The organism is Streptomyces sp. NPDC014894 (assembly GCF_043080985.1).
Lineage (GTDB): Bacteria > Actinomycetota > Actinomycetes > Streptomycetales > Streptomycetaceae > Streptomyces.
Genome location: NZ_JBIBWD010000010.1, coordinates 70,263 through 95,891, shown reverse-complemented (window position 1 = coordinate 95,891; position 25,629 = coordinate 70,263). Strand labels below are relative to the sequence as shown.

Annotated in this window: 20 protein-coding genes; 10 read left to right on the top strand and 10 right to left on the bottom strand. The window is 73.2% G+C overall.

Annotation, left to right across the window (positions count from 1 at the left end):
* The first annotated feature begins 10 nt into the window (after window positions 1-10).
* A complete protein-coding gene (locus ACF089_RS24050) occupies window positions 11-1,390 on the top strand; it encodes an FG-GAP and VCBS repeat-containing protein (RefSeq protein WP_392029991.1) in 1,380 nt (459 codons plus the stop codon).
* 102 nt (window positions 1,391-1,492) lie between these two features.
* On the opposite strand, the gene ACF089_RS24045 is transcribed toward ACF089_RS24050, so the two are convergent.
* Complete coding sequence (locus ACF089_RS24045; RefSeq protein WP_392029989.1) at window positions 1,493-3,601, bottom strand: MFS transporter; 2,109 nt, start codon at window positions 3,599-3,601, stop codon at window positions 1,493-1,495.
* A gap of 55 nt (window positions 3,602-3,656) precedes the next feature.
* Between ACF089_RS24045 and ACF089_RS24040 the strand changes: the two genes are divergently transcribed.
* The 4 genes from ACF089_RS24040 to ACF089_RS24025 all read left to right on the top strand — a co-directional run bounded on the left by ACF089_RS24040 (window position 3,657) and on the right by ACF089_RS24025 (window position 8,578).
* Window positions 3,657-4,652, top strand: a complete 996-nt coding sequence (locus ACF089_RS24040; RefSeq protein WP_392029986.1) for a helix-turn-helix domain-containing protein — start codon at window positions 3,657-3,659, stop codon at window positions 4,650-4,652.
* Between the two features lie 374 nt (window positions 4,653-5,026).
* Entirely contained in the window at window positions 5,027-5,704 is a 678-nt protein-coding gene (locus ACF089_RS24035) for a response regulator transcription factor (protein WP_392030564.1), read from the top strand.
* 88 nt (window positions 5,705-5,792) lie between these two features.
* Window positions 5,793-7,055, top strand: a complete 1,263-nt coding sequence (locus tag ACF089_RS24030) for an ATP-binding protein (protein ID WP_392030561.1) — start codon at window positions 5,793-5,795, stop codon at window positions 7,053-7,055.
* A gap of 713 nt (window positions 7,056-7,768) precedes the next feature.
* Window positions 7,769-8,578, top strand: coding sequence for an endonuclease/exonuclease/phosphatase family protein (locus tag ACF089_RS24025; protein ID WP_392029983.1), 810 nt, complete (start codon window positions 7,769-7,771; stop codon window positions 8,576-8,578).
* A 12-nt stretch (window positions 8,579-8,590) separates the two neighbouring features.
* On the opposite strand, the gene ACF089_RS24020 is transcribed toward ACF089_RS24025, so the two are convergent.
* Window positions 8,591-9,418, bottom strand: coding sequence for a TIGR03619 family F420-dependent LLM class oxidoreductase (locus ACF089_RS24020; protein WP_392029979.1), 828 nt, complete (start codon window positions 9,416-9,418; stop codon window positions 8,591-8,593).
* 166 nt (window positions 9,419-9,584) lie between these two features.
* Between ACF089_RS24020 and ACF089_RS24015 the strand changes: the two genes are divergently transcribed.
* The 3 genes from ACF089_RS24015 to ACF089_RS24005 all read left to right on the top strand — a co-directional run bounded on the left by ACF089_RS24015 (window position 9,585) and on the right by ACF089_RS24005 (window position 12,146).
* Window positions 9,585-11,168: a CehA/McbA family metallohydrolase gene (locus ACF089_RS24015; protein WP_392029976.1), complete on the top strand. Its 1,584-nt coding sequence runs from the start codon at window positions 9,585-9,587 to the stop codon at window positions 11,166-11,168.
* Between the two features lie 253 nt (window positions 11,169-11,421).
* Window positions 11,422-11,694 carry a hypothetical protein gene (locus ACF089_RS24010; protein WP_392029973.1) on the top strand — a complete coding sequence of 91 codons (273 nt, stop codon included), beginning with the start codon at window positions 11,422-11,424 and terminating at the stop codon, window positions 11,692-11,694.
* Window positions 11,691-12,146 (top strand): hypothetical protein, encoded by a 456-nt coding sequence (locus ACF089_RS24005; RefSeq protein WP_392029970.1) that lies wholly within the window; start codon window positions 11,691-11,693, stop codon window positions 12,144-12,146. The genes ACF089_RS24010 and ACF089_RS24005 overlap by 4 nt, the downstream gene beginning before the upstream one ends.
* Before the next feature lie 43 nt (window positions 12,147-12,189).
* Here the strand turns inward: ACF089_RS24005 and ACF089_RS24000 are convergent, their stop codons facing one another.
* Window positions 12,190-13,749 (bottom strand): APC family permease, encoded by a 1,560-nt coding sequence (locus ACF089_RS24000; protein ID WP_392029967.1) that lies wholly within the window; start codon window positions 13,747-13,749, stop codon window positions 12,190-12,192.
* 352 nt (window positions 13,750-14,101) lie between these two features.
* Between ACF089_RS24000 and ACF089_RS23995 the strand changes: the two genes are divergently transcribed.
* Window positions 14,102-15,160 carry a helix-turn-helix domain-containing protein gene (locus ACF089_RS23995; RefSeq protein WP_392029964.1) on the top strand — a complete coding sequence of 353 codons (1,059 nt, stop codon included), beginning with the start codon at window positions 14,102-14,104 and terminating at the stop codon, window positions 15,158-15,160.
* A gap of 207 nt (window positions 15,161-15,367) precedes the next feature.
* On the opposite strand, the gene ACF089_RS23990 is transcribed toward ACF089_RS23995, so the two are convergent.
* From ACF089_RS23990 to ACF089_RS23965, 6 genes are all read right to left on the bottom strand, one after another.
* Window positions 15,368-16,840, bottom strand: a complete 1,473-nt coding sequence (locus tag ACF089_RS23990) for an aldehyde dehydrogenase family protein (RefSeq protein WP_392029961.1) — start codon at window positions 16,838-16,840, stop codon at window positions 15,368-15,370.
* Complete coding sequence (locus ACF089_RS23985; protein ID WP_392029959.1) at window positions 16,837-18,579, bottom strand: amidohydrolase family protein; 1,743 nt, start codon at window positions 18,577-18,579, stop codon at window positions 16,837-16,839. The genes ACF089_RS23990 and ACF089_RS23985 overlap by 4 nt, the downstream gene beginning before the upstream one ends.
* Window positions 18,580-18,712: 133 nt before the next feature.
* On the bottom strand, window positions 18,713-19,828 hold the full coding sequence (locus ACF089_RS23980; protein ID WP_392030558.1) for an LLM class flavin-dependent oxidoreductase: 1,116 nt from the start codon (window positions 19,826-19,828) through the stop codon (window positions 18,713-18,715).
* Between the two features lie 117 nt (window positions 19,829-19,945).
* The gene (locus ACF089_RS23975; RefSeq protein ID WP_392029956.1) at window positions 19,946-20,728 is read right to left on the bottom strand and encodes an SDR family NAD(P)-dependent oxidoreductase; all 783 of its coding nucleotides are present in this window, start codon (window positions 20,726-20,728) and stop codon (window positions 19,946-19,948) included.
* 117 nt (window positions 20,729-20,845) lie between these two features.
* Window positions 20,846-21,787, bottom strand: coding sequence for a TIGR03619 family F420-dependent LLM class oxidoreductase (locus tag ACF089_RS23970; protein WP_392030556.1), 942 nt, complete (start codon window positions 21,785-21,787; stop codon window positions 20,846-20,848).
* Window positions 21,788-22,115: 328 nt separating this feature from the next.
* Window positions 22,116-22,757, bottom strand: coding sequence for a pentapeptide repeat-containing protein (locus tag ACF089_RS23965; RefSeq protein WP_392029953.1), 642 nt, complete (start codon window positions 22,755-22,757; stop codon window positions 22,116-22,118).
* Between the two features lie 109 nt (window positions 22,758-22,866).
* Between ACF089_RS23965 and ACF089_RS23960 the strand changes: the two genes are divergently transcribed.
* Window positions 22,867-23,763 carry a glycosyltransferase family 2 protein gene (locus ACF089_RS23960; RefSeq protein ID WP_392029950.1) on the top strand — a complete coding sequence of 299 codons (897 nt, stop codon included), beginning with the start codon at window positions 22,867-22,869 and terminating at the stop codon, window positions 23,761-23,763.
* Window positions 23,764-24,339: 576 nt separating this feature from the next.
* On the opposite strand, the gene ACF089_RS23955 is transcribed toward ACF089_RS23960, so the two are convergent.
* Window positions 24,340-25,557: an amidohydrolase family protein gene (locus tag ACF089_RS23955; RefSeq protein WP_392029946.1), complete on the bottom strand. Its 1,218-nt coding sequence runs from the start codon at window positions 25,555-25,557 to the stop codon at window positions 24,340-24,342.
* Window positions 25,558-25,629 lie beyond the last annotated feature (72 nt).

Sequence of the window (25,629 nt, the reverse complement as noted above, 5' to 3'; positions counted from 1 at the left end):
GGAGCACCCTTTGTCCATCCGCCCCACCCGCCTCCGCCGTGTCGTCGCGACCGCCACCGCCGTCGCCCTCGCCGGCGGGCTGCTCTCCCTCGCCACCGGTCAGGCGACCGCCGCCGCGAAGCCCGCAAAGCCCGCGAAGTACACAGACGACTTCAACGGCGACGGATACCGCGACTACGCGACCAGCGTCACCGGGCAGTCGGTCACCCTCACCTACGGCACCGCCGCCGGACCCGGCGGCAAGACCAAGGAGTTCGACCAGCGCAGCCCCGGCATACCCGGCACGCTGACCGGCGCCGACGGCTTCAGCTCCGCCATGGCGGCCGCCGACTTCAACAACGACGGCTACGCCGATCTCGCCGTCGCCGACCCCACCGAGAAGGTCGGGAATCGCCGGGGCCAGGGCATGGTGGTCGTGGTCTGGGGGACGAAGTCCGGACTCGGCTCGAAGGCCACCACGCTGCCGCTGAAGTCGCCCAGGGCCGACATGGGGTTCGGCCGGCACCTCGCGGCAGGCGACTTCGACGGCAACGGCAAGGCCGATCTCGCCGTCGCCGACGATCAGTCCGTCCACATCTACCGGGGCGGGTTCTCCTCCAGGAACGGCGGGACCGGAAAGGTCACCCGGCACACCCCGAACCATGACGCGCTGCTGGAGATCACCGGCCTCGCCGCCGGGAAGGTCACCAAGGACAAGGCCGTCGACCTGTACGTCCTCGGGGCGGGGTACGCGAACGGGCGGCAGAACTCGGGCACCTGGTTCCTGCGCGGCGGCTCCACCGTCACCGCCCCGAAGAAGCCCTCGACGTACAACGCCGCCACCCCGGACTACAGCCCCGAAGGCGTCGTCCCGGACTTCGACAAGGACGGCTACGGCGACCTCGCGGTCAACGACACCCCGTACAAGAAGCACGCGGGGTCGGTGCTGGTGCTGCGCGGCGGGAAGAGCGGCCCCGGCGGCTCGTACCGGCTCACCCAGGGCACCGCCGGGGTCGCGACCTCGCTGACGGCCGGTGACGAGTTCGGCTTCTCGCTGTCGGCGGGGGACACGAACCGGGACGGGTATCCGGATCTCGCCGTGAGCGCCATGGAGACCGTCGGCGGCCTCGACGCCGCGGGCGGCGTCCATGTGCTGCGCGGCGGGAAGAAGGGGCTGACCGGCGGCGGGTCGCAGTGGTTCACGCGGGCGACGGCGGGTGTGCCGGGCGAGCCCCGCGAGACCGGGATGTTCGGCGCGTTCGTCCGGCTCCGGGACGCCGACCGGGACGGCGACGCCGACCTGATGATCTCCGACAACAGCGAGAGCACCCTCGTCCTCAAGGGCGGGGCGTCCGGGATCACGACCGGCTCCGCCTCCGTGGTGAAGCTGCGGGCGAACTTCCCGCAGTAGGAGCAGCCCTCCCGGCCGACCGGGGTCCGCGCCCGGCGCGCGGGCCCCGGGTCAGGAGGCCGAGCCCGGCGCGGGCCCGGGGTCCCGGGCCGCCGGGGCGGGTCACCGGGGCACGGGGTCACCGGGGCACGGGGTCTGCAGCTCCGCCAGGAAGTCCGCGACCAGCGGCCCCATCGCCGCGCCCAGATCCTCCGCCGTCAGCAGTTCGCCGGAGAGCGCGACCGGCGCGAGGCGGCCGTGCGGGAGGGTCCGGGCGACCTCGGCCGCCAGTGCGGTGGGGTGGCGGGCGTCCATGCCGGGGACGATCAGGGCGGGGGCGGTGATCGCGGCCAGCTCGGACACCTCGCGGAAGGCGCGGTCCTCGCCGAGCGCGCAGAAGGCGGCCACGCTCGCCGGGTCGGAGCGGGGGATCGCCTCGCGGACCAGATTCCCGATGAGCGGGGCGAGGCCGGGCAGAACCGGGGCCCAGGCCGCCGCCACGCCCTCCGCGCGCACCCGGGCGGCGAACCGCTCGAAGAAGAGGCGTTCGGCCTCCTTCGCCTCGTCGTCCTCGATGTCCTCCACGCTGATCACCACGATCGCGCGCACCCGGTCCGGGTGTTCCAGGGCCGTGCGGAGCGCGATCGTGCCGCCCAGGCCCGTACCGACGAGCACCGCGCGTTCGGCGCCCAGACGGTCCTGGAGGGCGGTGACGTCGTCGGCGTACCGCGACCAGGTGTGGCGGGCCGGGTCCGCGCAGACGGAACGGCCCCAGCCCCGGATGTCGGGCAGGACGGCGGTGTGCGCGGGGCCGAGCCGGGCCGCCAGCGGGAGCAGGCTGCGGTGGTCGGGGCCGCCGCCGTGGAGCAGGATCACGGGGTCGCGGCCCGAGCCGGTCGCCTCGGGGCCGCTCACCTCGGCGTGGAGGGGGCAGCCGTCACTTCCCCGGAACGTCAACTCGCGCATCTGGCCTCTTTCTTCGGGTTCCCCGCCATTCTCCGCCGCCCGCGCGCCGCGACGGCGGAGCAGCGAGGTGATCAGTACGGGGACGAACGACAGCCCCATGCACACCGCGCCCGCCCACATCGCCGCGCGCACCCCCGCCAGTTCGCCGATCACGCCCGCGAGGGCCGAGCCCAGGGCCAGCGCGCCCATCAGCATGAAGCGGAAGGTGGCGTTCATCCGGCCGAGGAGTCCATCGGGCGTGAGGCGCTGGCGCAGGGTGACCGCGAGGACGTTGTCCACGCCGACCTTGCCGATGGCGAGCACCCAGCCGGCCGCCGCGAGCCAGAGCCAGCCGCCCCGGTCCAGCAGGGGGATCGCCAGCGGGGCCGGGGCGAGGGCCAGTCCGACGAAGCCGATGGCCCGGCTGTGGTCGCCGCCCCACCGGCGGACGACGACACGGGCCGCGCGGGCCCCGAGGAAGACGCCCACGCCGCCCGCCGCCCAGTACAGGCCGAGGACGGCGGGCGAGAGGCCCAGCTCCCGGGTGAAGAGCACCGGGAGCAGGGTGTTGATGAGCTGGAGGCCGAGGTTGGAGAGGGATCCGGCCAGCACGAGCGCGCGCAGCTCGCGGTGGGCCAGCACATGGCGCAGCCCCTCCCTGATCCGGGCGGTCAGCCTCGGCGGCCGCTCCCCGGGCCCGGGGCGGGGCGCCTCCCGGATTCCGGTGTACCGCAGGGCCGAGACGAGGTGGAGGAGCCCCACGGCGGCGGCCGCCGCCGGCGCGGTCAGCAGCTGGACCAGTGCGCCGCCCGCGCCCCGGCCCGCGACCTGGCCCGCCGCCTGAAGGCTCACCAGCGCCGTGTTGGCCCCCACCAGGCTCTCCCGGCCGACGATTCCCGGCAGCGCGCTCTGCGCCGCGACATCGCCGAAGACGGTGGCGCAGCCGGTGAGCAGGACGGCCACGTACAGATGTTCGAGAGTGAGCGCGTCGAGCTGCCACGCGAGGGGTATCGAGAGGGTGAGCACTCCGCGCACCAGCTCCGCCGCGATCAGGACGCGGCGGTGGCGCATCCGGTCGATCCAGGCTCCGGCGGGCAGTCCGATCAGCAGGAACGCCACGGTCGTCAGGGTGGCCAGCAGACCGACCTCGCCCGGGCCCGCGTCCAGCGCGGTCACGGCGATCAGGGGGACGGTGACATGGCCGATGTTGACGGCGAGGTTGGTGAGGACGGCGGCGGAGAAGAGCGTACGGAAGTCGGGCACCCGCCAAGGGCTCGGTGAGGGCATGCTCCTCACCCTGCCGGGGCCCCAATTTCCGTACCAATCATTTAGTGTGGACTGAATGGTGCGAGTGGGGCGTGCTCAAGGCGGCACTGTCGAGATCGAATTCACGGCTGAGGACATGGCGCGTACGCGTTTCGCCGTCTCTCCCCTGTGGGAGGTGGTGGCGAGTGTACGGGTGCTCAAGGGGGCGGACGACCAGGGAATGCACCGTCAGTGGACGGAGCAGGTAAGGCCGTTGCTCGAAACGGCGAAGCTGGACATCACCCCGCTGTCCCGGCTGATCACCGTGCCGGCGGAGTGCATTCCGTCCTTTCTGGCGCCGCCGCCGACGACGCCCCAGCCCTCCCTCGAAGTGGAGCTGACGACCCTTCGGGCGACCCCGCCGGAGCTTCTTCGCACCTCCACCCCCGGGGTGCAGGGATACGCCGAGGAGCTGCGCTCGGACCCCGCGCGGGAGCTGGGCCGGCTGTCGGACGTCATCGCCGCGTACTGGGAGCTGGCGATCGCGCCGTACTGGCCCCGGATGCTGGCTCTCTTCGAGGGCGACATCCTGCACCGGGCCATCCACTTCGCCGAGGGCGGCGCCCGGCGGCTCTTCGACGACTTCGGGCCCCAGCTGAGCTGGGACTCCGGCACCCTCCAGCTGGTCCGCAGATCCAGCCGGGGGACACAGCGGCTCGGCGGGCGGGGGCTGCTGCTGGTGCCCTCGGCCTTCGCCTGGCCGCAGATCTTCTCCAATCTGGGCCGCTCCGACTGGCAGCCCACCCTGCGCTATCCCCCGCGCGGGATCGGAACCCTGTGGAAGCTCGGGCCGCAGCCGTGCTCCGACGCGCTGGCGGGGGTGCTGGGGCGCACCCGGGCGCGGCTGCTGGCCGAGCTGACGGCCCCCGCCTCCACGACCGACCTGGCCCGGCGGATCAGTCTGTCGGCGGGAGGCGTCTCACAGCATCTGACGGCCCTGCGGGCGGCCGGGCTGGTGAGCGCGCACCGGACCGGGCGGGTGGTGCTGTACGCGCGGACGAGTGTGGGGGAGGCGCTGGTCGGGGAGCGGTGAGCGGCTGCGTGGGCGGGGGGCGGGGCCCGTCGCCCGGCGAGCGGCTGCGTGGGCGGGGGGGCGGGGGCCGGGACCGTCGCCGGCGGCGGGCCCGGGGCCGGATCGCGCGCTCGCCGATGCCTGGCGCGTACCGGACTGATACACAGCCGCCGTAGGTTCCCGGGAGAGACCGCCATGCCCGGAGCGGGAGGGCAGAGCCGTCGCCCGACCAGGCACTATGGAGGTCGAGCGACAGACTGGGCACCACCGAAAGGCATGGCGTGATCGCTGACCCGCAGGGAGCCGTGACGGCAGGGGGCGGCGGCCGGCCGGCCGAGCAGGCTCCGGTCGTCCTCCTCGTCGAGGACGACGAGGTGATCCGTACCGCCGTCTCGATGGCTCTGGAACGCTACGGCTACCGGATGCTGTCGGCCGCCGACGGGCTCACCGGTCTCGAACGCTTCCGTGAGCACACGCCCGACCTCCTGCTGCTGGACGTGATGCTGCCCGAGCTGGACGGCATCGGACTCTGCCGCAAGGTGCGCGAGACCAGCCAGGCCCCGATCCTGATGATGTCCGCCCGGGGCGACTCGCTGGACGTGGTCTCGGGGCTGGAGGCGGGGGCCGACGACTATGTGGTGAAGCCCGTCGACACCCCCGTACTGGTGGCGCGGATCCGCGCGCTGCTGCGGCGGGTCACCTTCGCGCCGGAGGCTCAGGAATCCGCCGGGTCCGCCGGTCCCGCCGGGTCCGCTGCCGCTGCCGCTGCGGACCGGGACGCGGACCGGGACCGGCTCATCTTCGGCGATCTGACGGTGGACACCCGCGGGCTGGAGGTCTTCCGGGACGGCGAGCGGATCGCGCTGGCCCCGACCGAGCTGCGGCTGCTGCTGGAGTTCGCCGCCCATCCCGGGATCGTCCTGGACCGGCAGACGCTGCTGCGCAAGGTCTGGGACTACGGCTGGGACGGCGACAGCCGCGTGGTCGACCTCTGTGTGCAGCGGCTCCGGCGGAAGATCGGCGCGGACCGCGTCGAGACCGTGCGCGGCTTCGGCTACAAGCTGCGGCGCTGAGGTGCGGAGCACGTTGAGGACACGGGGTACACGGGGTACACAGGGCGCGCGGGGCGCGTGGAGCACCGCCGCGTCGGCCTGGCGGAGCCTGTGGAACTGGCGATCCCTGCGGTGGAAGATCGCCGCCCTGGTGATCGCCGCGTCCTGCGCCGTGGCGCTCGCCGTGGGCGTCATCGTGCACCGGGCCACCGCCGACCGGTTCCGGTGGGAGGGGGAGGGCCGGGCCTTCATGGAGTTGGAGGCGTCGGAGCGGGAGTACCGGGAGAACGGCGGAACGCCCCCCGAGTACACCGTGTTCGACCCGGCCGAGATGCCGCCCGAACTGCTCGAACGCGTCGAGGAACTCGACGGGACCGGGGCCTGGTACGACACCGAGAGCGTGCAGGGCCCGTGGATGTGGGCCGCTCAGCGGGTCGACGGCGGAGTGCTCGCCGTACGGATCCACATGGGGCCCTCGGACATGAGCCTCGCCGCCCTGGACCGCACCATCGTGAAGGCCTCCGCGGCGGCCCTCGTCGTGATCGTCCCCCTCTCCCTCGTCATCACCGAACTGCTCAACCGGCGGCTCCGCCGCGTCGCGCGCACCGCCCGGCACATCGCGGACGGCGATCTCGACGCCCGTACGGGAGCGGGCGGGTCCGGCGGGGACGAGATCACCGAGATCGCGGGGGCGGTCGACTCGATGGCGCACGCGCTCCAGGAACGGATCGTCAACGAGCAGCGCTTCACCGCCGACGTCGCCCACGAGCTGCGGACCCCGCTGATGGGGCTGGTCACCTCCACCGAGCTGCTGCCCGAGGGCCGGGCGACCGAGCTGGTGCGGGACCGGGTGCGGGTGCTGCGCGGGCTGGTCGAGGATCTGCTGGAGATCTCCCGGCTGGACGCGGGGGCGGAGGCGGCGGATCCGCGATGGGTGCCGGTGGGGAGCGTGGTGGAGGCGTCCGTGGCGCGGGCCGGGGAGCCGACCCGGACGGTGGTCGTCAGCGACCGGCGCGTGGAGACCGATCCGCGCCGGCTGGACCGCATCATCTCCAACCTGGTGATCAACGCGCACCGGCACGGGCGCGGGCCCGTCGAGGTCCGGGTGGACGGCGGGACCGTCGTCGTCCGCGACCACGGTCCCGGCTTCCCGGAATCCCTCCTGACGGAGGGGCCGCAGCGGTTCCGCACCGGCGCTTCGGAACGCGGGCACGGGCACGGGCTGGGGCTGACGATCGCGCTGGGGCAGGCGGTGGTCATCGGGGCGACGCTCGAATTCACGAACGCGGAGGGTGGGGGGGCGGTCGCGGTGCTGAGGCTGCCGGAGGGGGATCCGCCTCCGGCGGAGGCCGGGCCGCCCGGGTCTGCCTGAGGCTGTCTGGCCTCTGTCTGGCCTGTCTGGCCTGTCTGGCCTGGTGGGCGCTGCCCGGTGCGTGTCGATACAGGGCGGAGACATGGTCGAGCGGGGGGCGAGGAGCGGGGGCGGCGAGGTGGATGCGGGGGCCGCGCAGGGTGGGGGTGTACGCGACCTTCCGCGTGCCCGTCATCCGGAGGCAGCACTTGTCCGCGCAGCAGTCCGCATCAGGGGGTTTGCGCCTCAATCGCCGGCGGGGCCGGAGTTCGACTCAGCCGCCCGGCGAAACTCAGGAGCCCGAAGAGGCGGGCTTCGCGGACCCGCCGACCGAGGAGAGCGACACCAACGGGACGCCGCGCCTCAAACGCCGGCGAGGCTGGAATTCAGGTCCATCGCGCCTCGAACGCCGGCGGGGCTGGAGTTCGACTCAGCCGCCGGGCGAAGCTCAGGAACCCGAAGAGGCGGGCTTCGGTGACCCGCCGACCGAGGAGAGCGACACCAACGGGACATCGCGCCTCAAACGCCGGCGAGGCTGGAATTCAGGCCCGTCGCGCCTCGAACGCCGGCGGGGCTGGATTTCAGGCCCGTCGCGCCTCAATCGCCGGTGGGGCTGGGATTCAGCAGGGCGGCGGGGCTGGGTGGTTGGGAGTGTGGGTGGGGTGGGGGCGGGGGGGTTGGTGGTGGTGGGGTATTCGGGGGTGCCTGGTGGGGGGTTGGGGGTGGGGAGCCTGGTGGAGACGTTTCTGCCGTGGTCGGGGGTGGCGGTGGCGGTGCTGGCGGTGGGCGCGCTGGTGCGGCGGTCGTGGGTCGCGCTGGGCGGGGTGACGCTCGCGGCGCTGGCATGGCTCGCGCTGTTCGGCGGGGTGCTGCTGGACAAGGGGGAAGGGGGCGGTGAGCTGACGGTGGTCAGCCACAATGTGGCCGAGGACAACGCGGACCCCGAGGGCGCCGCCCGGGCGCTCGCCGCGTCGGGGGCGCAGGTGATCGCCGTACAGGAGCTGTCGCCCGCCGCGCGGGACCGGTTCCGGGCCGCGCTGCCCGAGCGCTACCGCCACCACACCGTGCAGGGCGGGGTCGGCCTGTGGAGCACGTACGAGGTGACCTCGGCGGAGCCGCTGGAGATCATGCCCTGGCCCCGGGCGCTGCGCGCCACCCTGGCCACGCCGAAGGGGCCCGTCACCGTCTTCGTCGCCCATCTGGCGTCGGTGCGGGTCACCCCGGCGTCCGGCTTCGCCACCGGTCGCCGGGACGCGGCGGCGAAGCTTCTCGCGGAGGCCGTCGAGCGGGACCGGTCGAAGCGGACCCTCCTGGTCGGCGACTTCAACGGCACCGCGGACGACCGTGCGCTGGCCCCGCTGCTGGACGGGATGACCTCGGCCCAGGACGCGGCGGGGGACGGCTTCGGCTTCAGCTGGCCGGCCCGTTTCCCGGTGGCCAGGATCGATCACATCCTCGCCGACGGGCTGCGGCCGGTGTCCGCGCGGACGCTGCCCGCGACGGACAGCGATCATCTGCCGGTGGCCGCCTCCTTCGCCTACTGAGGGCCGACGCCGTCAGAGGTACTGGGCGTAGCCGTCGAGCGCCCGCAGGATCTCCGGTTCGGGGGCGGAGGGCAGCTGGAGGACGACCTCCTCGATGCCGAGGTCCGCGAAGCGGGCCAGCCCGTCCGCGTCGGGGACCACGCCGAAGGGGATCACCCGCAGATCGCCGGGGGCGCGGCCCGCCGCCTCCCACGCCTCGCGCAGCGCGGGCAGCGACTCCGTCAGTCCGGCGCCGCCGAGCGGGAGCCAGCCGTCGGCGTGGGCGGCGACGGCGGCGAAGAGCCCGGGGCCCGCCCCGCCGCCGAGGAGGACCGGAGGGGCCCCTCCCGCGGGCTTGGGGTGGGCGAGGGAGGCCCGGACCGAGCCGTACTCCCCCGTGTACGCGGTGGGTTCGCCGGCCCACAGGGCGCGCATCAGCGCCAGCGAGTCATGGACCCTGGCCCGCCGGGTGGCCCATTCGACGCCGTGGTCCTCGGCCTCCTCCCGGTTCCAGCCGTATCCGGCCCCGAAGGTGAAGCGGCCGCCGGAGAGATGGTCCAGGGTCGCGATCTGCTTGGCGAGGCCGATCGGGTCGTGCTGGGCGACGAGGGCGACGCCGGTGCCGATGGCGAGCCGGGTGGTCACCGCCGCCGCCTGGGCGAGGGCGACGAAGGGATCGAGGCTGCGGCCGTACTCCTCGGGCAGTTCGCCGCCGAGCGGGAACGGGCTGCTCCGCTCCACCGGGATATGGGTGTGCTCGGGGAGGTGGAGTCCGGCGAAGCCGCGCTCCTCCAGGGCGCGGGCGAGCCGTACGGGGCTGATGGTCCGATCGGTCAGAAAGAGCGCAGTCGCCAGGCGCATCGCGTTCCTTGTCGTCGTTCTCAAGATGCTCAGGGATGGATTCCCCACCCGTCGCCCTACCCGCGCGGTCTGGCTCACTCCCCGTCTTGCGGGTCTGTTCACGGGTCGGTAACAGAGTCTCAGGGCAGCACTTCCGCCGTACGGAGAGCGTGAGGAGTCCAGCCGTATGCGCCACGACGAGGTACGTGAGGGACATGCCATGGGCCGGCGGGGGCTCCTGGTGACGGGGGCGGCCTCGGCGCTTACGTTGGGAGCTGTGAGCTTCGCCGGGGCCGCGCCGCACACGGACGGGGAGATCAGGGTCGTCCGGGGCGTGCTGCCGCCCGACGCGCCCGACTATGTCTATCTGCCGGTGGAGGTGGGCCGGGGGGTGCGGGAACTGGCCGTCTCGTACGGCTACGAACGCCCCGCGGTCCCCGCCGGGACGCCCGGCAACGCGCTCGACATCGGGATCTTCGACGAACGGGGCGTCGCGCTCGGCGGGGAGGGGTTCAGGGGCTGGTCGGGAGGGGCGCGGACATCGTTCTTCATCCGGGCCGACGACGCCACTCCGGGGTATGTGGCGGGCCCGGTGCGGGCGGGCGTCTGGCACATCGTGCTCGGGCCCTACACGGTCGCGCCCCGGGGACTGCCGTACGAGGTGACCATCACGCTGCGCTACGGGGAGCCGGGCCGGACGCCCGAGCGGATCTATCCGCCGGAGCGCGCCGGGGGCCGGGGGCGGGCCTGGTACCGGGGGGACTGCCATCTGCACTCGTGGCACTCGGACGGGCGGCGCACCCCGGGCGAGATCGCGGCGCTGGCGCGGGCCGCCGGGCTCGACTTCATCCACACCTCGGAGCACAACACCCATGCCGGGCAGCCGTTCTGGGCCGAGCACGCCGGGGACGATCTGCTGATCCTCACCGGTGAGGAGATCACCACGCGCACCGGGCACGTGCTGGCGCTGGGCACCGACCCGGGGACCTTCGTCGACTGGCGGTACCGGGCGCGGGAGAACCGCTTCGGGCGGTTCGCCCGGGAGATCCGGCGGGCCGGCGGGCTGGTGGTGCCCGCGCATCCGCACGCGAGCTGTGTCGGCTGCGGCTGGAAGTTCGGGCTCGGGGAGGCGGACGCGGTGGAGGTGTGGAACGGGTCGTACACCGCCGACGACGAGGTCTCCCTCCAGGCGTGGGACGCGGCGCTGGCGCGCGGCAGATGGATTCCGGCGATGGGCAACAGCGACGCGCACCGGGACCCCGATCCGGTGGGCGGGCCGCAGACGGTGGTGCTCGCGGAGGAGCTGACGCGGGCGGCGGTGCTGGAGGGGCTGCGGAGGGGGCGCAGCTATGTCGTGGAGTCGTCGGCGGTGTCGCTGGCCCTGTCGGCGGGGGACGGGAGAGGGCGGCGGGCGGGGATCGGGGAGCGGCTGCGGGCGGCGGCGGACGCGCCGGTGACGGTGCGGTTCGCGGTGGCGGGGGCGCCGGACGGCGGCTCGGTGCGGCTGGTCACCGAGCAGGGGGTGTTGCTGACCCGGGCGGCGGCGGATCTGGAGCCGGGGTCGGGGACGGGGGCCGACCGGGCGGCGGGAGCCGGGGCGAGGGCGAGGGCGGGGGCGGGGGCGGGGAGCGACGCCGGAGCGGGGGCCGGGGGATGGCGGGGCGGGGAGTGGCGGACGGGCGCGGGGCGGGCCGGGTACGCGCGGCTGGAGGTGCGGCATCCCTCGGGGAGGCTGGCCGGGTTCACCAACCCGGTGTTCCTGGGCGGATGAGACGGGGGTACGGGGGACCCGGCCGGGCCCCCCGTACGCCTCGGGCGGCCCGGATCCCGGTGGGGGCGGTCCGGGCGACGTACTCCTCGAAGGCGCGGGGAGGGCGGCCGAGGGCCTGGCGGCGGGGAACGGCCCGGCGGCCGGTCTTGCCAGTGGCGCCGGGGACGGACTTCTGTCATATGCCGGAGTCAACAGGCGGCGGGCGGTACGACCCATGGTTGAAACGTCCATTTATCTGTGTGATCGTGCCTCAGTGGATCTTCTGGACGACTGTCTGACCGGTGTGCGCGCCCAAGAGGCGGTGTTCCGCCGCGCGGGGTACCGGACGGGCGGCGAGCCGTGCGGGCCGCTGCTGGATCTGCCGCTGGTGCGGGTGTTGCGCGAGCCGGGCGTCACGGTCGGCTCGGCGGCCCGGGGAGCCGGCCGCACGGACGGCCTCGCGTTCGGCGCGGCCTTCGAACGGGTGCGCGGGACGATCCCGTCCGCCCATCGCACAGCGGCCTCGGGGCCGGGGAGGAACCGATGAAGAGACCGGTCGAGAGAATCGGGGGCTGGGTCGCGGGGTTCGCGCTGCTCGCCGGGATCGTGGTGGTCGGGCAGAGCGACTTCATGGACACCGACAAGACGCCCGAGCGGGTGGAGAACGGCGTCGGCGAGCTGCGGCTGAGCGTCACCGGGCGGCCGACGCCGGGATCGCTGGCCGCCGCCGAGCAGGTACTGGCCAAGATCAGCGCCGGGGACGCGGACGGGCTCGTGGACCTGGCGGAGGGCGACCCGGGCGAGGCGGAGGAAGCCGTCGCCCGCGCGTGGGTGAAGGACTGGCGGGACGCGACCACCGGGCCCATGACGGCGGAATTCAGCGAACCGGAGAAGGGCGTCTCGGTGGACGTCGCCTTCGAGGGGCGGGGCGTCTTCTCCTTCGGTCTGACGCCGGCGGAGGACGAGGACCGGTACGAGGTGTTCCTGACCGAGGACTAGAGCCTGGTCCGGGGGGGCAGCGCGCGCCCCCCGGCACCGCGCGCTACTCCGGGACGATCAGGGACGGGGTGTCGCGGGTCAGCACCTCGCCGCGGAAGAAGGCCGGGCTGCGGCGGCTCATCACGGTCATCAGCACCACCCCGAGCAGCAGCAGTCCGACGGCGATCACGAAGACGGAGCCGACGCCGAGGACCGCCGAGCCGCTGCCGTACGCCGGGTCGCCCATGTCGTACAGGGTCTTGACGAAGACCGCGGCGAGCAGCGCCCCGCCGACGCCCGGGAAGAGGCCCTTGAAGAGGAGGTCGCGGGGGGAGCGGGTCAGCTCGCGGCGAAAGTACCAGGCGCAGGCGAAGGCCGTGAGGGAGTAGTAGAAGCAGATCATCAGGCCGAGCGCGTAGACCGTGTCGATCAGGACGTTCTCGCTCACCAGGGTCATCACCGTGTAGAACGCGCCGGTCGCCGCGCCCGCCACGACGGTGGCCCGGCCCGGGGTCTTGAAGCGGCTGTTCACCCGGGCGTACGACGGGGGCAGCGCCTGGTACGAGGACATCGCGAGGACCGTGCGGGCGACCGGGATGAAGGTGGTCTGGAGGCTCGCGGCGGCGGAGGCGAGGACCGCGACGAAGAGCAGGACGCCCAGTCCGGGGCCCATCACCGGGCCCGCGAGCGCGGCGAAGACATTGTCGGAGGTGTCGGGGTTGGCGAGGCCGAGGCCCTTCTCGCCGGAGCCGACGGCCATCTGCGCGGCGATGCCGGTGACGAGATACGCGCCGACCAGGACGACCATCGCGATGAGGGCGGCGCGGCCCGGGGTGCGGTCGCTGCCGGTGGTCTCCTCGTTGGCGGCGAGACAGGCGTCCCAGCCCCAGTACATGAAGATCGAGAGGGAGAGGCCCGCGGTGAAGGCCGCGAAGGACTCGACGGCGAACGGGTTCAGCCACTCCATGGAGAAGGAGAGCGAGGTCTCGAAGGAGTCCGCCCGGCCGAGCGCCATGGCCACGAAGACTCCGAGGACCAGCAGTTGCAGGGCCACGAGCGTGTACTGCACGCCCTTGGTGGCCGTCATGCCCCGGTAGCTGATGGCCGTGGCGACGGCGATGAGGATCAGCACGGTGAGGATGTGCGCGGCCTTCGCGTCGCCCAGTCCGGCGACGGACTCGCTGCCGGTGATCTCCCCCGCGAGCAGCCAGAAGAAGGAGGCGGCGACGCCCGCGAGATTGGAGAGCACGATGATCGTGGCGATCACCAGCCCCCAGCCGCACATCCAGCCGACGCGGGGTCCGAACGCCTTCACCGTCCAGGTGAAGGAGGTGCCGCAGTCCGGCATGACCCGGTTCAGCTCGCGGTAGGCGAAGGCGACCAGCAGCATCGGCAGGAATCCGGCCAGGAACACCGCGGGCATCTGGAGTCCGACCTCGCCCGCCGTGGAGCCGAGGGTGGAGGTCAGGCAGTAGACCGGGGCGACGGTGGAGATGCCGATGACCGCGCTGCCCGTCAGCCCCACCGAATTCCCGCCGAGGCCCTTGGCGCGTGCTCCGCCGGCCCCTCCGGGGGCGTCCCCCGCGCCGTCTCCGGCCCGGGGCCGCGCATCCGTCTGAGTCATGAACAGGACGTTAATTGCTGCGGTTTCCACATCCGGAGGGAAGCCATCCGAATAGCGAACCTTTGATTTAAGGGAGGATATTCCGCTTGCGCCTGCACTTGAAAGACCAAGGGCGGGCAGCGCACACTTCTTGCAAGGAGAGGGGCGCATTCTTCCAGGTGCGATAACCGCAGCAGCGCCCGGTTTGGGCCGGTATGAAATTTTCCCGCGCCTCCCTCCGCCCTTGTGTACGCCGCGTAAACGTCTCCTGTCGCCTTCGTGACGGCCGTGAGAAAGTGGAACCAGAGCGGAACGTGTCGACCCGGGTGACCCGAGTGGTCGTGCGGTGGGGGGTGCCGAGATGTTGTCCGTGGTGTCCAGTGAGGCCGTGCCCGCGCGGGACCGGACGGAGTGGTACCAGGACGTCATCGCCCAGGAGGTCGCGCCGACCCGGCTGATGCTCGCGGACACCGACTCCTTCCGGGCCGAGGCGGCGGTGCTGGAGCTGGGACGCGTGCGGGTGTCGAGGTTCTCGTACACCTCGCTGCTGTCCTGGCGCACGCCCGAGCTGATCCGGCGGAGCGACCCCGAGCGGTACTCCCTGGCGTTCATGACCCAGAGCACCATGTGGATATCCCAGCGCCGCAGCCACGCCGAGCTGTTCGCCGGGGACGCGGTCCTCTTCGACTCCTCCCACCCCTTCGACGCCGGAACCGGAAGCATGGCGGGCGGGCCCGACGGCGCGCTGGTGCGGGTGGTGATCGTGTCGCTGCCCCGGGACGCCGTGTCGCTGCCCCCGGACCGCGTCGACCGGCTGCTCGCGCGGCGGCTCGACGGGCGGACCGGCATGGGGGCGATCCTCGGGCAGTTCGTCACCGCCCTGGAGACCCACGCGGGCGACTGCCTCCCCCATGAGCTGGAGCAGCTCGCGGACACCACGCTCGCCCTCTCCTCCGCGTTCCTCGCCTCGCGGCTGGACTCCTACGGCGATCTCCCCGCCGAGACCCGGGCCCGGGCGCTGCTGGAACGGATCAACTCCTTCATCGACCACAATCTCGGCGACCCCGCGCTGACCCCGCGGGCCGTGGCCGAGCGCCACCACATCTCGCTGCGGTCGCTGTATCTCCTCTTCCAGGGCCAGGGCGGCGGCGAGAGCGTGGCCGCCTCCATCCGCCGCCGCCGGCTCGAACGGTGCCGCGCCGATCTGGTCCGGCCCGAGCTGCTGGCCGCGCCCATCCACAGCGTCGCGGCGCGATGGGGGTTCAACAGCGCGGCGGTGTTCGGCCGGGCGTTCCGGGAGGTGTACGGGGCGAGTCCGCGCGAGTACCGGCGGCAGGCGGTGCTGACGGGAGCGGCGGGAGCGGTCGCCGGGGGCGGGGCCGGGACGCAGCTCCGGGCGTTGCACGGAACGTCCAAGGGGGTTGCCAGTTGAGACAGGTCCGGCGCGGGGCGTGAACCTACGCTCGGGTTACGAGCGACAGAACCGGTGAGGGAAGGGAGAGCCCTATGCGAATCACCGGCCGGGGCGGCGGAAGACGGACGAGCGGGGCGCACCGGGGACCTCGGTCCTGGGACCCGGGGTGAGCGGCCCGCCCGCCGGGGCGGGGCCGGACGCCCCGCCCCGGGCCGGGTCCGTCCGTCAGCCGGACCAGGTGACGGCCTGGGTCTCCGAGTAGGCGTGCAGGGCGAAGGAGCCGACGTCACGGCCGACGCCGCTCTGTTTGAAGCCGCCGAACGGGGCCTCCATGTTGCGGGCGACGGTGTTCACCCCCACACCGCCGGTGCGGAGCCGGGCCGCGAGCCGGAAGGCGCGCCCGACGTCCCCCGACCAGATGTAGTCGATGAGTCCGTACTCCGTGTCGTTGGCGAGGGCGACGGCCTCCTCCTCGGTGTCGAAGGGCAGGACGACCGCCACCGGACCGAAGATCTCCTCGCGGACGATCCGCATCCCGGCCGCGCAGTCGGCGAAGAGGGCGGGCGCGACATAGAAGCCCCGTGACAGAGCCGGGCGTTCGCCGCCCGCGACGAGCCGGGCGCCCTCCTTACGGCCCAGTTCGAGATAGGACTCGACGCGATCGCGGTGCGCGGCGGAGATCAGCGGGCCGACGACCGTGCCGGGTTCGGCGGGATGACCGATCCGCAGCCGGGCCAGATAGCCGCTCAGCCGGGCGATCAGCCGCTCGTACACCCCGCGCTGGGCGATCACCCGGGTCGGCGCCGTACAGATCTGGCCGCTGTAGAACGAGAACGTCGTGCCGATGCCCAGCGTCGCCGCGTCCAGGTCCGCGTCGTCGAAGACCAGCGCCGCCCCCTTGCCGCCCAGCTCCATCAGCCGGCGCTTCATCTCCCGCCCGCAGACCTCGCCGATACGCCGGCCGACGGCCGTGGAGCCGGTGAAGCTGACCATGTCGACGTCCGGGGAGCCGACGGCGGCCTCGCCCACGGCGGGCGCGGAGCCGGTCACCACATTGACCACCCCCGGCGGGACGCCCGCCTCCGCCAGGGCCTCGGCCATCCGGTAGACCGAGAGCGGATCCTGCGGGGCGGGCTTCACCACGACGGTGTTGCCCATGGCGAGCGCCGGGGCGACCTTGCCCGCCGCGTTGGCCCACGGATTGTTGTACGAGGTGACGCAGGCGACCACGCCCACCGGCCGGCGCACGGCGACCGCCCCCGTCACGCCCCCTCGCCCCATCGGGCCCGCCGCGCCGACCTGCGGCGGCAGCGGCTGCTCCACGGGCTCCAGCGCGCCCCTGGCGTACCGCCGGAAGCGGGCCGCGGCGACCCCGACCTGCATCGAGCGCGCGGTGGCGGTGGTCGCGCCGGTCTCGGCGCGGGCGAGGTCGGCGTACGGCCGGGCGTTCCGCTCGATGATCCCGGCGGCGGCGTCGAGGATCCGCGCGCGCTCCCGGGGCTCGGTGCGCGACCAGGAGTCGAAGGCCGCCCGGGCGGCCCCGGCCGCGGCGTCCACCTGGGCCCGGCTCGCCTCGGGAGCGAGCCCGACGGGCTCCTCGGTCGCCGGGTCGAGCACCTCGTAGTGCCCCCCGTCGGGCTCGACCCACTCGCCGCCGATGAAGAGTCCTCGCGGGGTGCTTCCCTCCGGGGCGCTCATACGGCCGGCACCGTCCTCGTGTCACGGCCGGAGCGCAGTACGGTCCCGGGCGCCGCGCCGGTGGTCCGGTCCTCGCGCACGGTCTCCACGCCGTTGACGCGCACGGAGACGATCCCGATCGCCCGCGCGTCCAGCCGCGGGCCGTCCCCGGGCAGATCGTGGACGAGGGAGGCCGGGCCCGCGTCGATCCGCTCGGGGTCGAAGAGGACCAGGTCGGCGTGGAACCCCGGCTCGATCCGGCCGCGTTCGCGCAGCCCGAAGAGGCGGGCCGGATCGTCTGTGAGCATCTTCACGGCCGCCTCCAGCGGAACGAGCTTCCGGCCGCGCAGACAGTCGCCGAGGAAGCGCGTGGTGTACGGGGCCCCGCACATCCGGTCCAGATGGGCGCCCGCGTCGGAGCCGCCGAGCAGGACGTCCTCGTGCTGCCAGGTCCGCCGGCGCAGCTCCCAGGAGGCGGGGTCGTCGTCGGTGGGCATCGGCCACAGGACCGTGCGCAGACCGTCGTTGGCGCAGATCTCCACCAGACACTGGAAGTCGTCCTGGCCGCGCTCGGCGGCGATGTCCCGGACGACGCGTCCGCCGACGCCCGCGTTCGCCCCGGAGTAGGTGTCGCCGATGACGTACCGGCCGAAGTCGGCCAGCCGGCGGAAGACCCCGGCCTCCTTGGAGTCGGCGCGGCGCAGCAGTTCGGCGCGGACCGCCGGGTCGCGGAGGCGCTCGATCCGCTCCGGGACCGGGAGGCCGAGGATTTCGCCCCAGCCGGGGATGAGGTTGAGCGCGCAGAAGGTGCCCAGCGACATGTTCATCGGGGTGAGGATCGGCATGGTGAGGGCCACGATCCGGCCGCCCGCCGCGCGGGCCCGTTCGGAGGCGGCCAGCTGGCGGGGGACGCGCTCGGGGACGGCGGCGTCGATCGTGAGGACGTTCCAGTTCAGCGGCCGTCCGGCGGCGGCGCTCATCCGTACGAGAAGGTCGATCTCGGCGTCGCTGAACTCGTCGAGACAGCCCGCGACGATCGCCTCCAGCTGGGTGCCCTCGTGGTCGCCGACCGCCCGCGACAGCGCGATCAGCTCCTCGGGCCCGGCGTGCCGGGAGGCGACGGGCGCGCCGTCGCCGTCGGAGTGGGTGGCGGACTGGGTGGTGGACAGGCCCCAGGCGCCCGCCTCCATCGCCTCGTGCAGCAGGTCGACCATCTGCCGGAGCTGGTGCGGGGTGGCGCGGCCGCCGACGGCGTCCGGGCCCATGACATGGCGGCGCAGCGCGCAGTGGCCGACCATGAAGCCCGCGTTGACGGCGATCCGGCCCTCCAGGGCGTCGAGATACTCGCCGAAGGTGTGCCAGTTCCAGGGCGCGCCCTCCTCCAGGGCGACCAGGGACATGCCCTCGACCCGGGACATCATCCGCCGGGTGTAGTCGGCGTCCTCGGGGCGGTCCGGGTGGAGCGGCGCGAGGGTGAATCCGCAGTTGCCGCCCGCGACGGTGGTGACGCCGTGGTTCATGGAGGGGGTGGCGTACGGGTCCCAGAAGAGCTGGGCGTCGTAGTGGGTGTGCGGGTCGACGAATCCGGGGGCCAGGACGAGTCCGGAGGCGTCCTCGCCGGTGACGGCGTCCGTCTCGCCGAGGGCTCCGGGGTCGGCGACGACGGCGATCCGGCCGTCGCGCAGACCGACGTCGGCGGTGCGGGCGGGCGCTCCGGTGCCGTCCACGACGGTCGCGGAGCGAATGAGGTGGTCGAGCATCGGGGGTGGTCCTCTCCGGGGGGCCTCGGGGGCTCGTGAGGTGGTCGGGGGGCGCGGGGTGCGGGCCCGGGCGGGCTCAGGCGCGGGCCCGGGCCACGGGTGGGCGCGGGCTCAGGAGGGCTCAGGCGCGGGCTCAGGAGGGCCGGAAGCGGGTGGTCCGGTGGATCGGGTCGGTGTCGATCTGGGGGATGACGTGCTCGCCGATGAGCTTGATCGTCGTCATGGTGTCCTCGTACGAGATCCCCACCGGCAGCCCGAACGACAGCTGGTCCGCGCCCGCCTGCTCCCACCGCTTGCACTGCTGGAGCACCTCCCCCGGGTCTCCGCAGATCAACAGCTCCTCCGCGATCAGCAGCTCGACGACCTCGGCGGTGTACTCGGGGATCAGCTCGGGCCACTCGGGGACGCCCTCGGGGCGGGGGAAGGTGTCGTGGTAGCGGAAGAGCAGCGACTGGAGGTGGTTGAGCCCGCCGCCGGCCGCGATCTCGACCGCCTTGTCGTGGGTCTCCGCGCAGACGGCGGTGGAGGTGACCATGACGTTGTCGTTGACGAAGTCCCCGATCGGCCGGGCCCGCGCGATCGCCGACTTGTACGAGTCGAGCACCCACTCCATGTCGGAGACCTTCTGGACGCTGAACCCGAGGACGCCCAGCCCCTTCTCCCCGGCCATGGCGTACGAGGAGGGCGACCCGGCGGCGTACCACATCGCCGGGTGGGACTTCCCGTACGGCTTGGGGAGGATCTTGCGCGGCGGCAGGGACCAGTGCTTGCCCCGGAAGCCGGGGTACTCGTCCTGGAGCCACATCCTGGGGAACTCGGCGATCGTCTCCTCCCAGATCTCCTTGGTGTGGTTCATGTCGGTGACGCCCGGCAGGAAGCCGAGGATCTCGTGGCTGCCCGCGCCCCGGCCGGAGCCGAACTCGAAGCGCCCCTCGGAGAGGTGGTCGAGCATGGCGACCTTCTCGGCGACCTTGACGGGGTGGTTCACGGGGGCGAGCGGGTTGAAGATGCCCGAGCCCAGATGGATCCGGTCGGTGGCGTGGGCGAGATAGCCGAGGAAGACGTCGTTGGCGGAGAGGTGCGAGTACGACTCCAGGAAGTGGTGCTCGGAGGCCCAGGCGTATTTGAAGCCCGAGGCGTCGGCCTGGATGACGTACTCGCTCTCCTCCATGAGCACGCGGTGCTCGGCGAGCGGGTCGGTCTCGGCCCGCTTGCCGACGTATCCCTGTACGAAGATGCCGAATTCCAAGGGGTCACCGTCCCAGTTTTTCTGACGCACCGTCAGATTGTGATGCGCTCGACTGTTCCACCGGCCGATTGCGCCGTCAATAGCTGACGTACCGTCAGATCGATGCCCCGGGCCGGCTCAGAGGACGTTGACGCCCGCCATCCAGCCGCCGTCGATGACGAACGGCTGGCCGGTGATGTACGAGGAGTCGTCGCAGCTCAGGAAGAGCGCCAGCGCGGCGACCTCCTCCGGCCGCCCGATCCGGCCGAGCGGCACGACCTTCCGGTACATCCGGTCCATCGACTTCCGCGCCTGCCCGGGGTCCGCGTCCGGCTGGAGGACCGAGGGGCTGACCATCGGGGTGTCCACCGCTCCCGGGCAGACCGCGTTGACCCGGATGCCCCGCGCCGCCAGCTCCAGGGCCGCGACCCGGGTCAGGCCGAGGACGGCGTGCTTGGACGCGGTGTACGCGCCGAGCATCGCCGCGCCGGCCAGCCCGGCGTACGAGGACACGTTCACGATCGTGCCGCCCCCCGCCGCCCCCAGCTCGGGCGCGAGGGCGCGGATCCCGAGGAAGACCCCGGTCTGATTGACCTGGGTGATGAACTGGTACTCCTCCAGCGGGGTGGAGACCAGCGCGTTGAAGCGCAGCACGCCCGCGTTGTTCACCAGGCCGTCGATCGCGCCGAAACGCTCCTTGGCGGCGGCCACGGCGGCGGTCCAGTCGGCCTCCCGGGTGACGTCGAGCCGGGTGTAGAGGGCGTCGGGGCCCAGCTCGGCGGCGACGGCCTCGCCCTGTTCGTCCAGGACGTCGGCGAGGACGACCCGCGCGCCCTCGGCGGCGAAGAGCCGGGCCTCCGCCTCGCCCTGGCCGCGAGCGGCTCCGGTGATCAGGACGACGCGTCCGTCGAGCTTTCCCATGGGTCTCTCCTCAGGTCGGTCCTCAGGTCGGCCCTCAGGTCGGCCCTCAGCTCGGTCGCGGCGAAGTCCGCAGCCTTCGCGGGGGCCTTCGGGGGGCCTTCGGGGGTGCGGCGCGGGTCAGGCGGCGGACGACAGATGCGGGGCGACGTCGGCGGCGAAGGCGGCCATCTGGTCGGTCAGCTCGGCGCGGTCGCGGCTGCGGAAACGGACCTGGATCTGGTGCACGCCCATGGCGGCGTACTCCCGGAGCGACTCGGCGACGGCCTCCGGCTTCCCGGCGAGCGTCCGTCTGCCGGACTCCCGGCCGGGCGGCCCGCCGGGGTCGCCCAGGCGGATCGGCTCCGGGATCGCGCCGATCTCCAGCGGCTCGGCGATCCCGGCCGCCTCGCGCAGGGCCCGGAGCGCGGCGATCCTGGCCGGGAGCAGCTCGCGCGGGTCGCCCTGGGACAGCCAGCCGTCGCCCCGGACGGCGGCCCGGCGCAGCGCGGCGGGCGAGGAGCCGCCGACCCACAGGGGGATGTGCGGCTGGGCGGGCCTCGGGCGCTGGCCGAGATCCTCGAAGGAGAACCTCTTCCCCGCGAACCGAGGAAACTCGTCGGGCCCGAGGGCGGCCCGCAGCGCGTCCACGCTCTCGTCCAGCAGCTCGCCGCGCCGGGCGAAGTCGGCGCCGACGGCCGCGAACTCCTCGGGCACATGACCGGCTCCCACGCCCAGGATCAGCCGTCCGCCGGAGAGATGGTCGAGGGTCGCGTACTGCTTGGCGGTGATCAGCGGGTGGCGCAGCCCGACGACGGCGACATGGCTGAGGAGCCGGACCCGGCGGGTGATCCCGGCGAGGAAGGAGAGGGTGGCGACGGGGTCGTACCAGACGGTGGACATGGCTCCGGCGAGCCGCCGGGGGATGGCGACGTGGTCGCAGACGGCGACATAGGCGAAGCCGGTGCGGTCGGCGACCCGGGCCACCTCGGCGAGGTCCTCGGCGCCGGCGGCGGCCTCCCAGGGTTCCGCGTAGAGGGTGGACTGCGACTGGACGGGGAGCTGTATGCCGTAGGACAACAGGCCTTCGGGGAGTATGCGCACGGGGGTGCCTCCTCGCCTGGGCCGGCGGGGCGCCGGTCGGTGGGGAGCATCGTCGTGGCTGACGCATCATCAGACAAGAGGGGGCGGCTCGGGCGCCGGGCGGGGCGCCGGGCGGGGGGGTGCTGGTGCCTGGGCGTCGAGGCGGGGCTCGGGCTCCTGTCGGGGGCGCTGCCCCCGAGGCCCCCGCGCCTCAAACGCCGGCGGGGCTGAAGAGTGCGGCTCGGGCGCCGAGTGGGGCTGATATGGCGGGTCGGGCCCCGGGCGGGGGGAAATGGCAGGTCCGGCACCGGGGGGGTGGGGTGGCGGGTCAGGAGACCTGGAAGCCGAGGGCGGTGGCGACGACCGCGGCCTGGCTCAGGTCGATGCGGGCGCCCTCGACGCGGACGGTGAGCGGATCGAGGGAGGACAGATCGCTCCCCCGCAGATCCGCCCCGGCGAGCTTCGCGCTGTGCAGCATCGCCCCCGAGAGATCCACCCCGGTCAGCGTCGCCCCCTCCAGCCGGGCCGCCGTCAGATCGCACTCCCGCATCCGGAGGCCGTCGAAGGAAGCCCGCCGCAGATCGGCCCCGGGCAGCCCGGTGAACGACCAGTCCCCGCCGGTCACCCGCAGCAGGCCGAAGGTGCACTGCTGGAACAGGCTGCCGACGGCCTTGCACTGCTCGAAGGAGGTGTCGAAGAAGCCGCAGCCCTTGAAGACGCAGTTGGTGAACGCCGCGTTCGTATGCCGCGAGGCGTTGAACTTCACCCCGGAGAAGGTGCACTCGTCGAAGACCCCGCCGTCGTTCACCACCTCCGTCCAGTCGGTGTCGTAGAACGTGTGGCGCGCGAACCGCAGACCCGACAGATCCCTCCCGTACCAGTCCTCGCCCCGGACGATCAGCTCCGCGTCGGGGACGGGCGGCTCGGACGAGTAGGGATCGACACTCGCGCGCTCACGTCTGATGGCCATGTTCCCGATTGAACACCCGGCCACTGACAACGGCCCGGCGGGACGCGAGTACCGCCGCGGCACACGCGGATGGCCAGTGGGTAGCATCGCGGCTTCGGGAAGCGGACAAATGGTGGAGTGGAGTCGAGTCGTGACGCGACCGCGTGTGGGTGTGGCCGTACTGACCATGGGGAACAGGCCCGTCGAGCTGCGGGCGCTGCTCGACTCCGTCGCGATGCAGGACGAGCCCCCCGCCCGGGTCGTGGTCGTCGGCAACGGCGCGCCGCTGCCGGAGCTGCCCGACGGGGTCACCGCCGTGGAGGTGCCGGAGAACCTCGGGGTGTCCGGGGGGCGCAATGTCGCCATGGAGCGGCTGCGGGAGTTCGGGGACGTGGACGTCCTCGTCGACCTGGACGACGACGGGCTGCTCGTGGACCGCGATGTGTTCAGCCGGATCGGCGATCTGTACGAGGCCGATCCCCGGCTGGGGATCGTGTCGTTCCGGATCGCCGACGAGAACGGGGAGACGCAGCGGCGGCACGTGCCCCGGCTGCGGGCGAAGGATCCGATGCGCGGCGGGCTGGTGACGACCTTCCTCGGGGGCGGGCACGCGCTGTCGATGCCGATGCTGGAGCGGGTCGGGGGGTGGCCCGAGGAGTTCTTCTTCACCCACGAGGAGACCGACCTCGCCTGGCGGGCGCTGGACGACGGCTGGAAGGTGCTCTACGAGCCCCGGCTGCTGCTCCAGCACCCGAAGACGTCGCCCGCCCGGCACGCGGTGTACTACCGGATGACCGCGCGCAACCGGGTGTGGCTGGCGAAGCGGAATCTGCCCGCGCCGCTGGTGCCGCTGTACCTCGGGAGTTGGACCGCGATGACCCTGCTGCGGACCCGGTCCGGGGAGGGGCTGAAGGCCTGGGCGGGCGGGTTTGTGGAGGGGGTGCGGGAGCCGTGCGGGGAGCGGAGGCCGATGCGGTGGGCGACGGTGTGGTGGATGACGAGGCTGGGCCGCCCCCCCGTGATCTGACCCCCGCCCCGCCCCTGCCCGGCCCTTGAGCACGCACCCCCGCCACCAGGCGCGTACAGGCACGGACAAACCCAGCCCGTCCGGCGCTTGACCACGCGCCTCCACCACCAGGCGCGTACAGGCACGGACAAACCCAGCCCGTCCGGCGATTGAGGACGAACCTCCACCACCAGGTGCGCACAGGCACGGACAGACTCAAGGTCTGCCCCCGGGGCTCCGCCCCGCACGCCTCAAACGCCGGCGGGGCTGGGTTATGGCATGCGCTGCCCCCCGCCAACCACCCACAGGCTGAACTCATGACACCAGGACCAGGCAACTCCAGCCCGTCCGGCGATTGAGGACGAACCTCCACCACCAGGTGCGCACAGGCACGGACAGACTCAAGGTCTGCCCCCGGGGCTCCGCCCCGCACCCCGCGCCTCAAACGCCGGCGGGGCTGGAACTCCCAGCTCACGCCCACGCCACCCGTCCAGGCCCATGCGGGGCTCCGCCCCGAGCCCCACGCCTCAAGCGCCCGCGGGGCTGGACGTCGCGGCTCACGCCCCGTCACCCACCCCGGCCGCCCGGAGGGCAGGCTCACGGAACCCACAGGCCCTCCGGGCTCAGCCCGAGGAGTTGGATCGCGTTCCCCCGGACGATGCGGTCGACCGTCTCGGCGGGGAGGTGGGACATCTGGGACTGGCCGACCTGGCGGGAGTGGGGCCAGGTGGAGTCGGAGTGGGGGTAGTCGGTCTCGTAGAGGACGTTCGCGGGGCCGATGGCGTCGAGGTTGCGCAGGCCGAAGGCGTCGTCGAAGAAGCAGCCGTAGACGTGCTCGGCGAAGAGTTCGGACGGGGGACGGAGGACCTTGTCGGCGACGCCGCCCCAGGCGCGGTTCTCCTCCCAGACGACGTCGGCGCGTTCGAGGATGTAGGGGATCCACCCGATCTGGCCCTCCGCGTACATGATCCGCAGGCCGGGGAAGCGTTCGAACTTGCCGCTCATGAGCCAGTCGACCATGGAGAAGCAGCAGTTCGCGAAGGTGATGGTCGAGCCGACGGCGGGGGGCGCGTCCGCCGAGGTGGAGGGCATTTTGGAGGAGGAGCCGATGTGCATGGCGATCACGGTGCCGGTCTCGTCGCAGGCCCGCAGGAAGGGATCCCAGGCGTCGCCGTGGATGGAGGGCAGCCCGAGGAAGGGCGGTATCTCGGAGAAGGCCACCGCCCGCACCCCGCGCGCCGCGTTCCGCCGGACCTCCGCCGCCGCGAGTTCGGCGTCCCAGAGGGGGACGAGGGTGAGCGGGATGAGCCGCCCCGCGGCCTCGGGCCCGCACCACTCCTCGACCATCCAGTCGTTGTAGGCGCGGACGCAGAGCAGCCCCAGCTCGCGGTCGCGGGCCTCGGTGAAGGTCTGCCCGCAGAAGCGGGGGAAGGTCGGGAAGCAGAGCGCGGACTGGACGTGGTTCACATCCATGTCCGCGAGCCGCTCGGGGACGCTGTAGGAGCCCGGGCGCATCTGCTCGTACGTGATGATCTCCAGCTTGATCTCGTCGCGGGCGCAGCCGACGGCGGTGTCGAGCCGGGTCAGCGGGCGGTGGAGATCCTCGTACACCCACCAGTCGCCGATGGGGCCGTCGTCGCCGCGGGCGCCCATGACCGGGGCGAATCTGCCGCCCAGGAAGGTCATCTCCTTGAGCGGCGCGCGGACGATCCGGGGTGCCGTGCCCCGGTGCTTCGACGGGAGCCGGTCCCGCCAGACATGAGGGGGCTCCACCGTGTGGTCGTCCACCGAAATGATCTTGGGGAAGGTCTCCATGCCTTCCACGGTAGCGCTGATCTGACGGTACGTCAGCTCTCTGGACGGGCCCGCCCCGGACGGCCGCGTCCG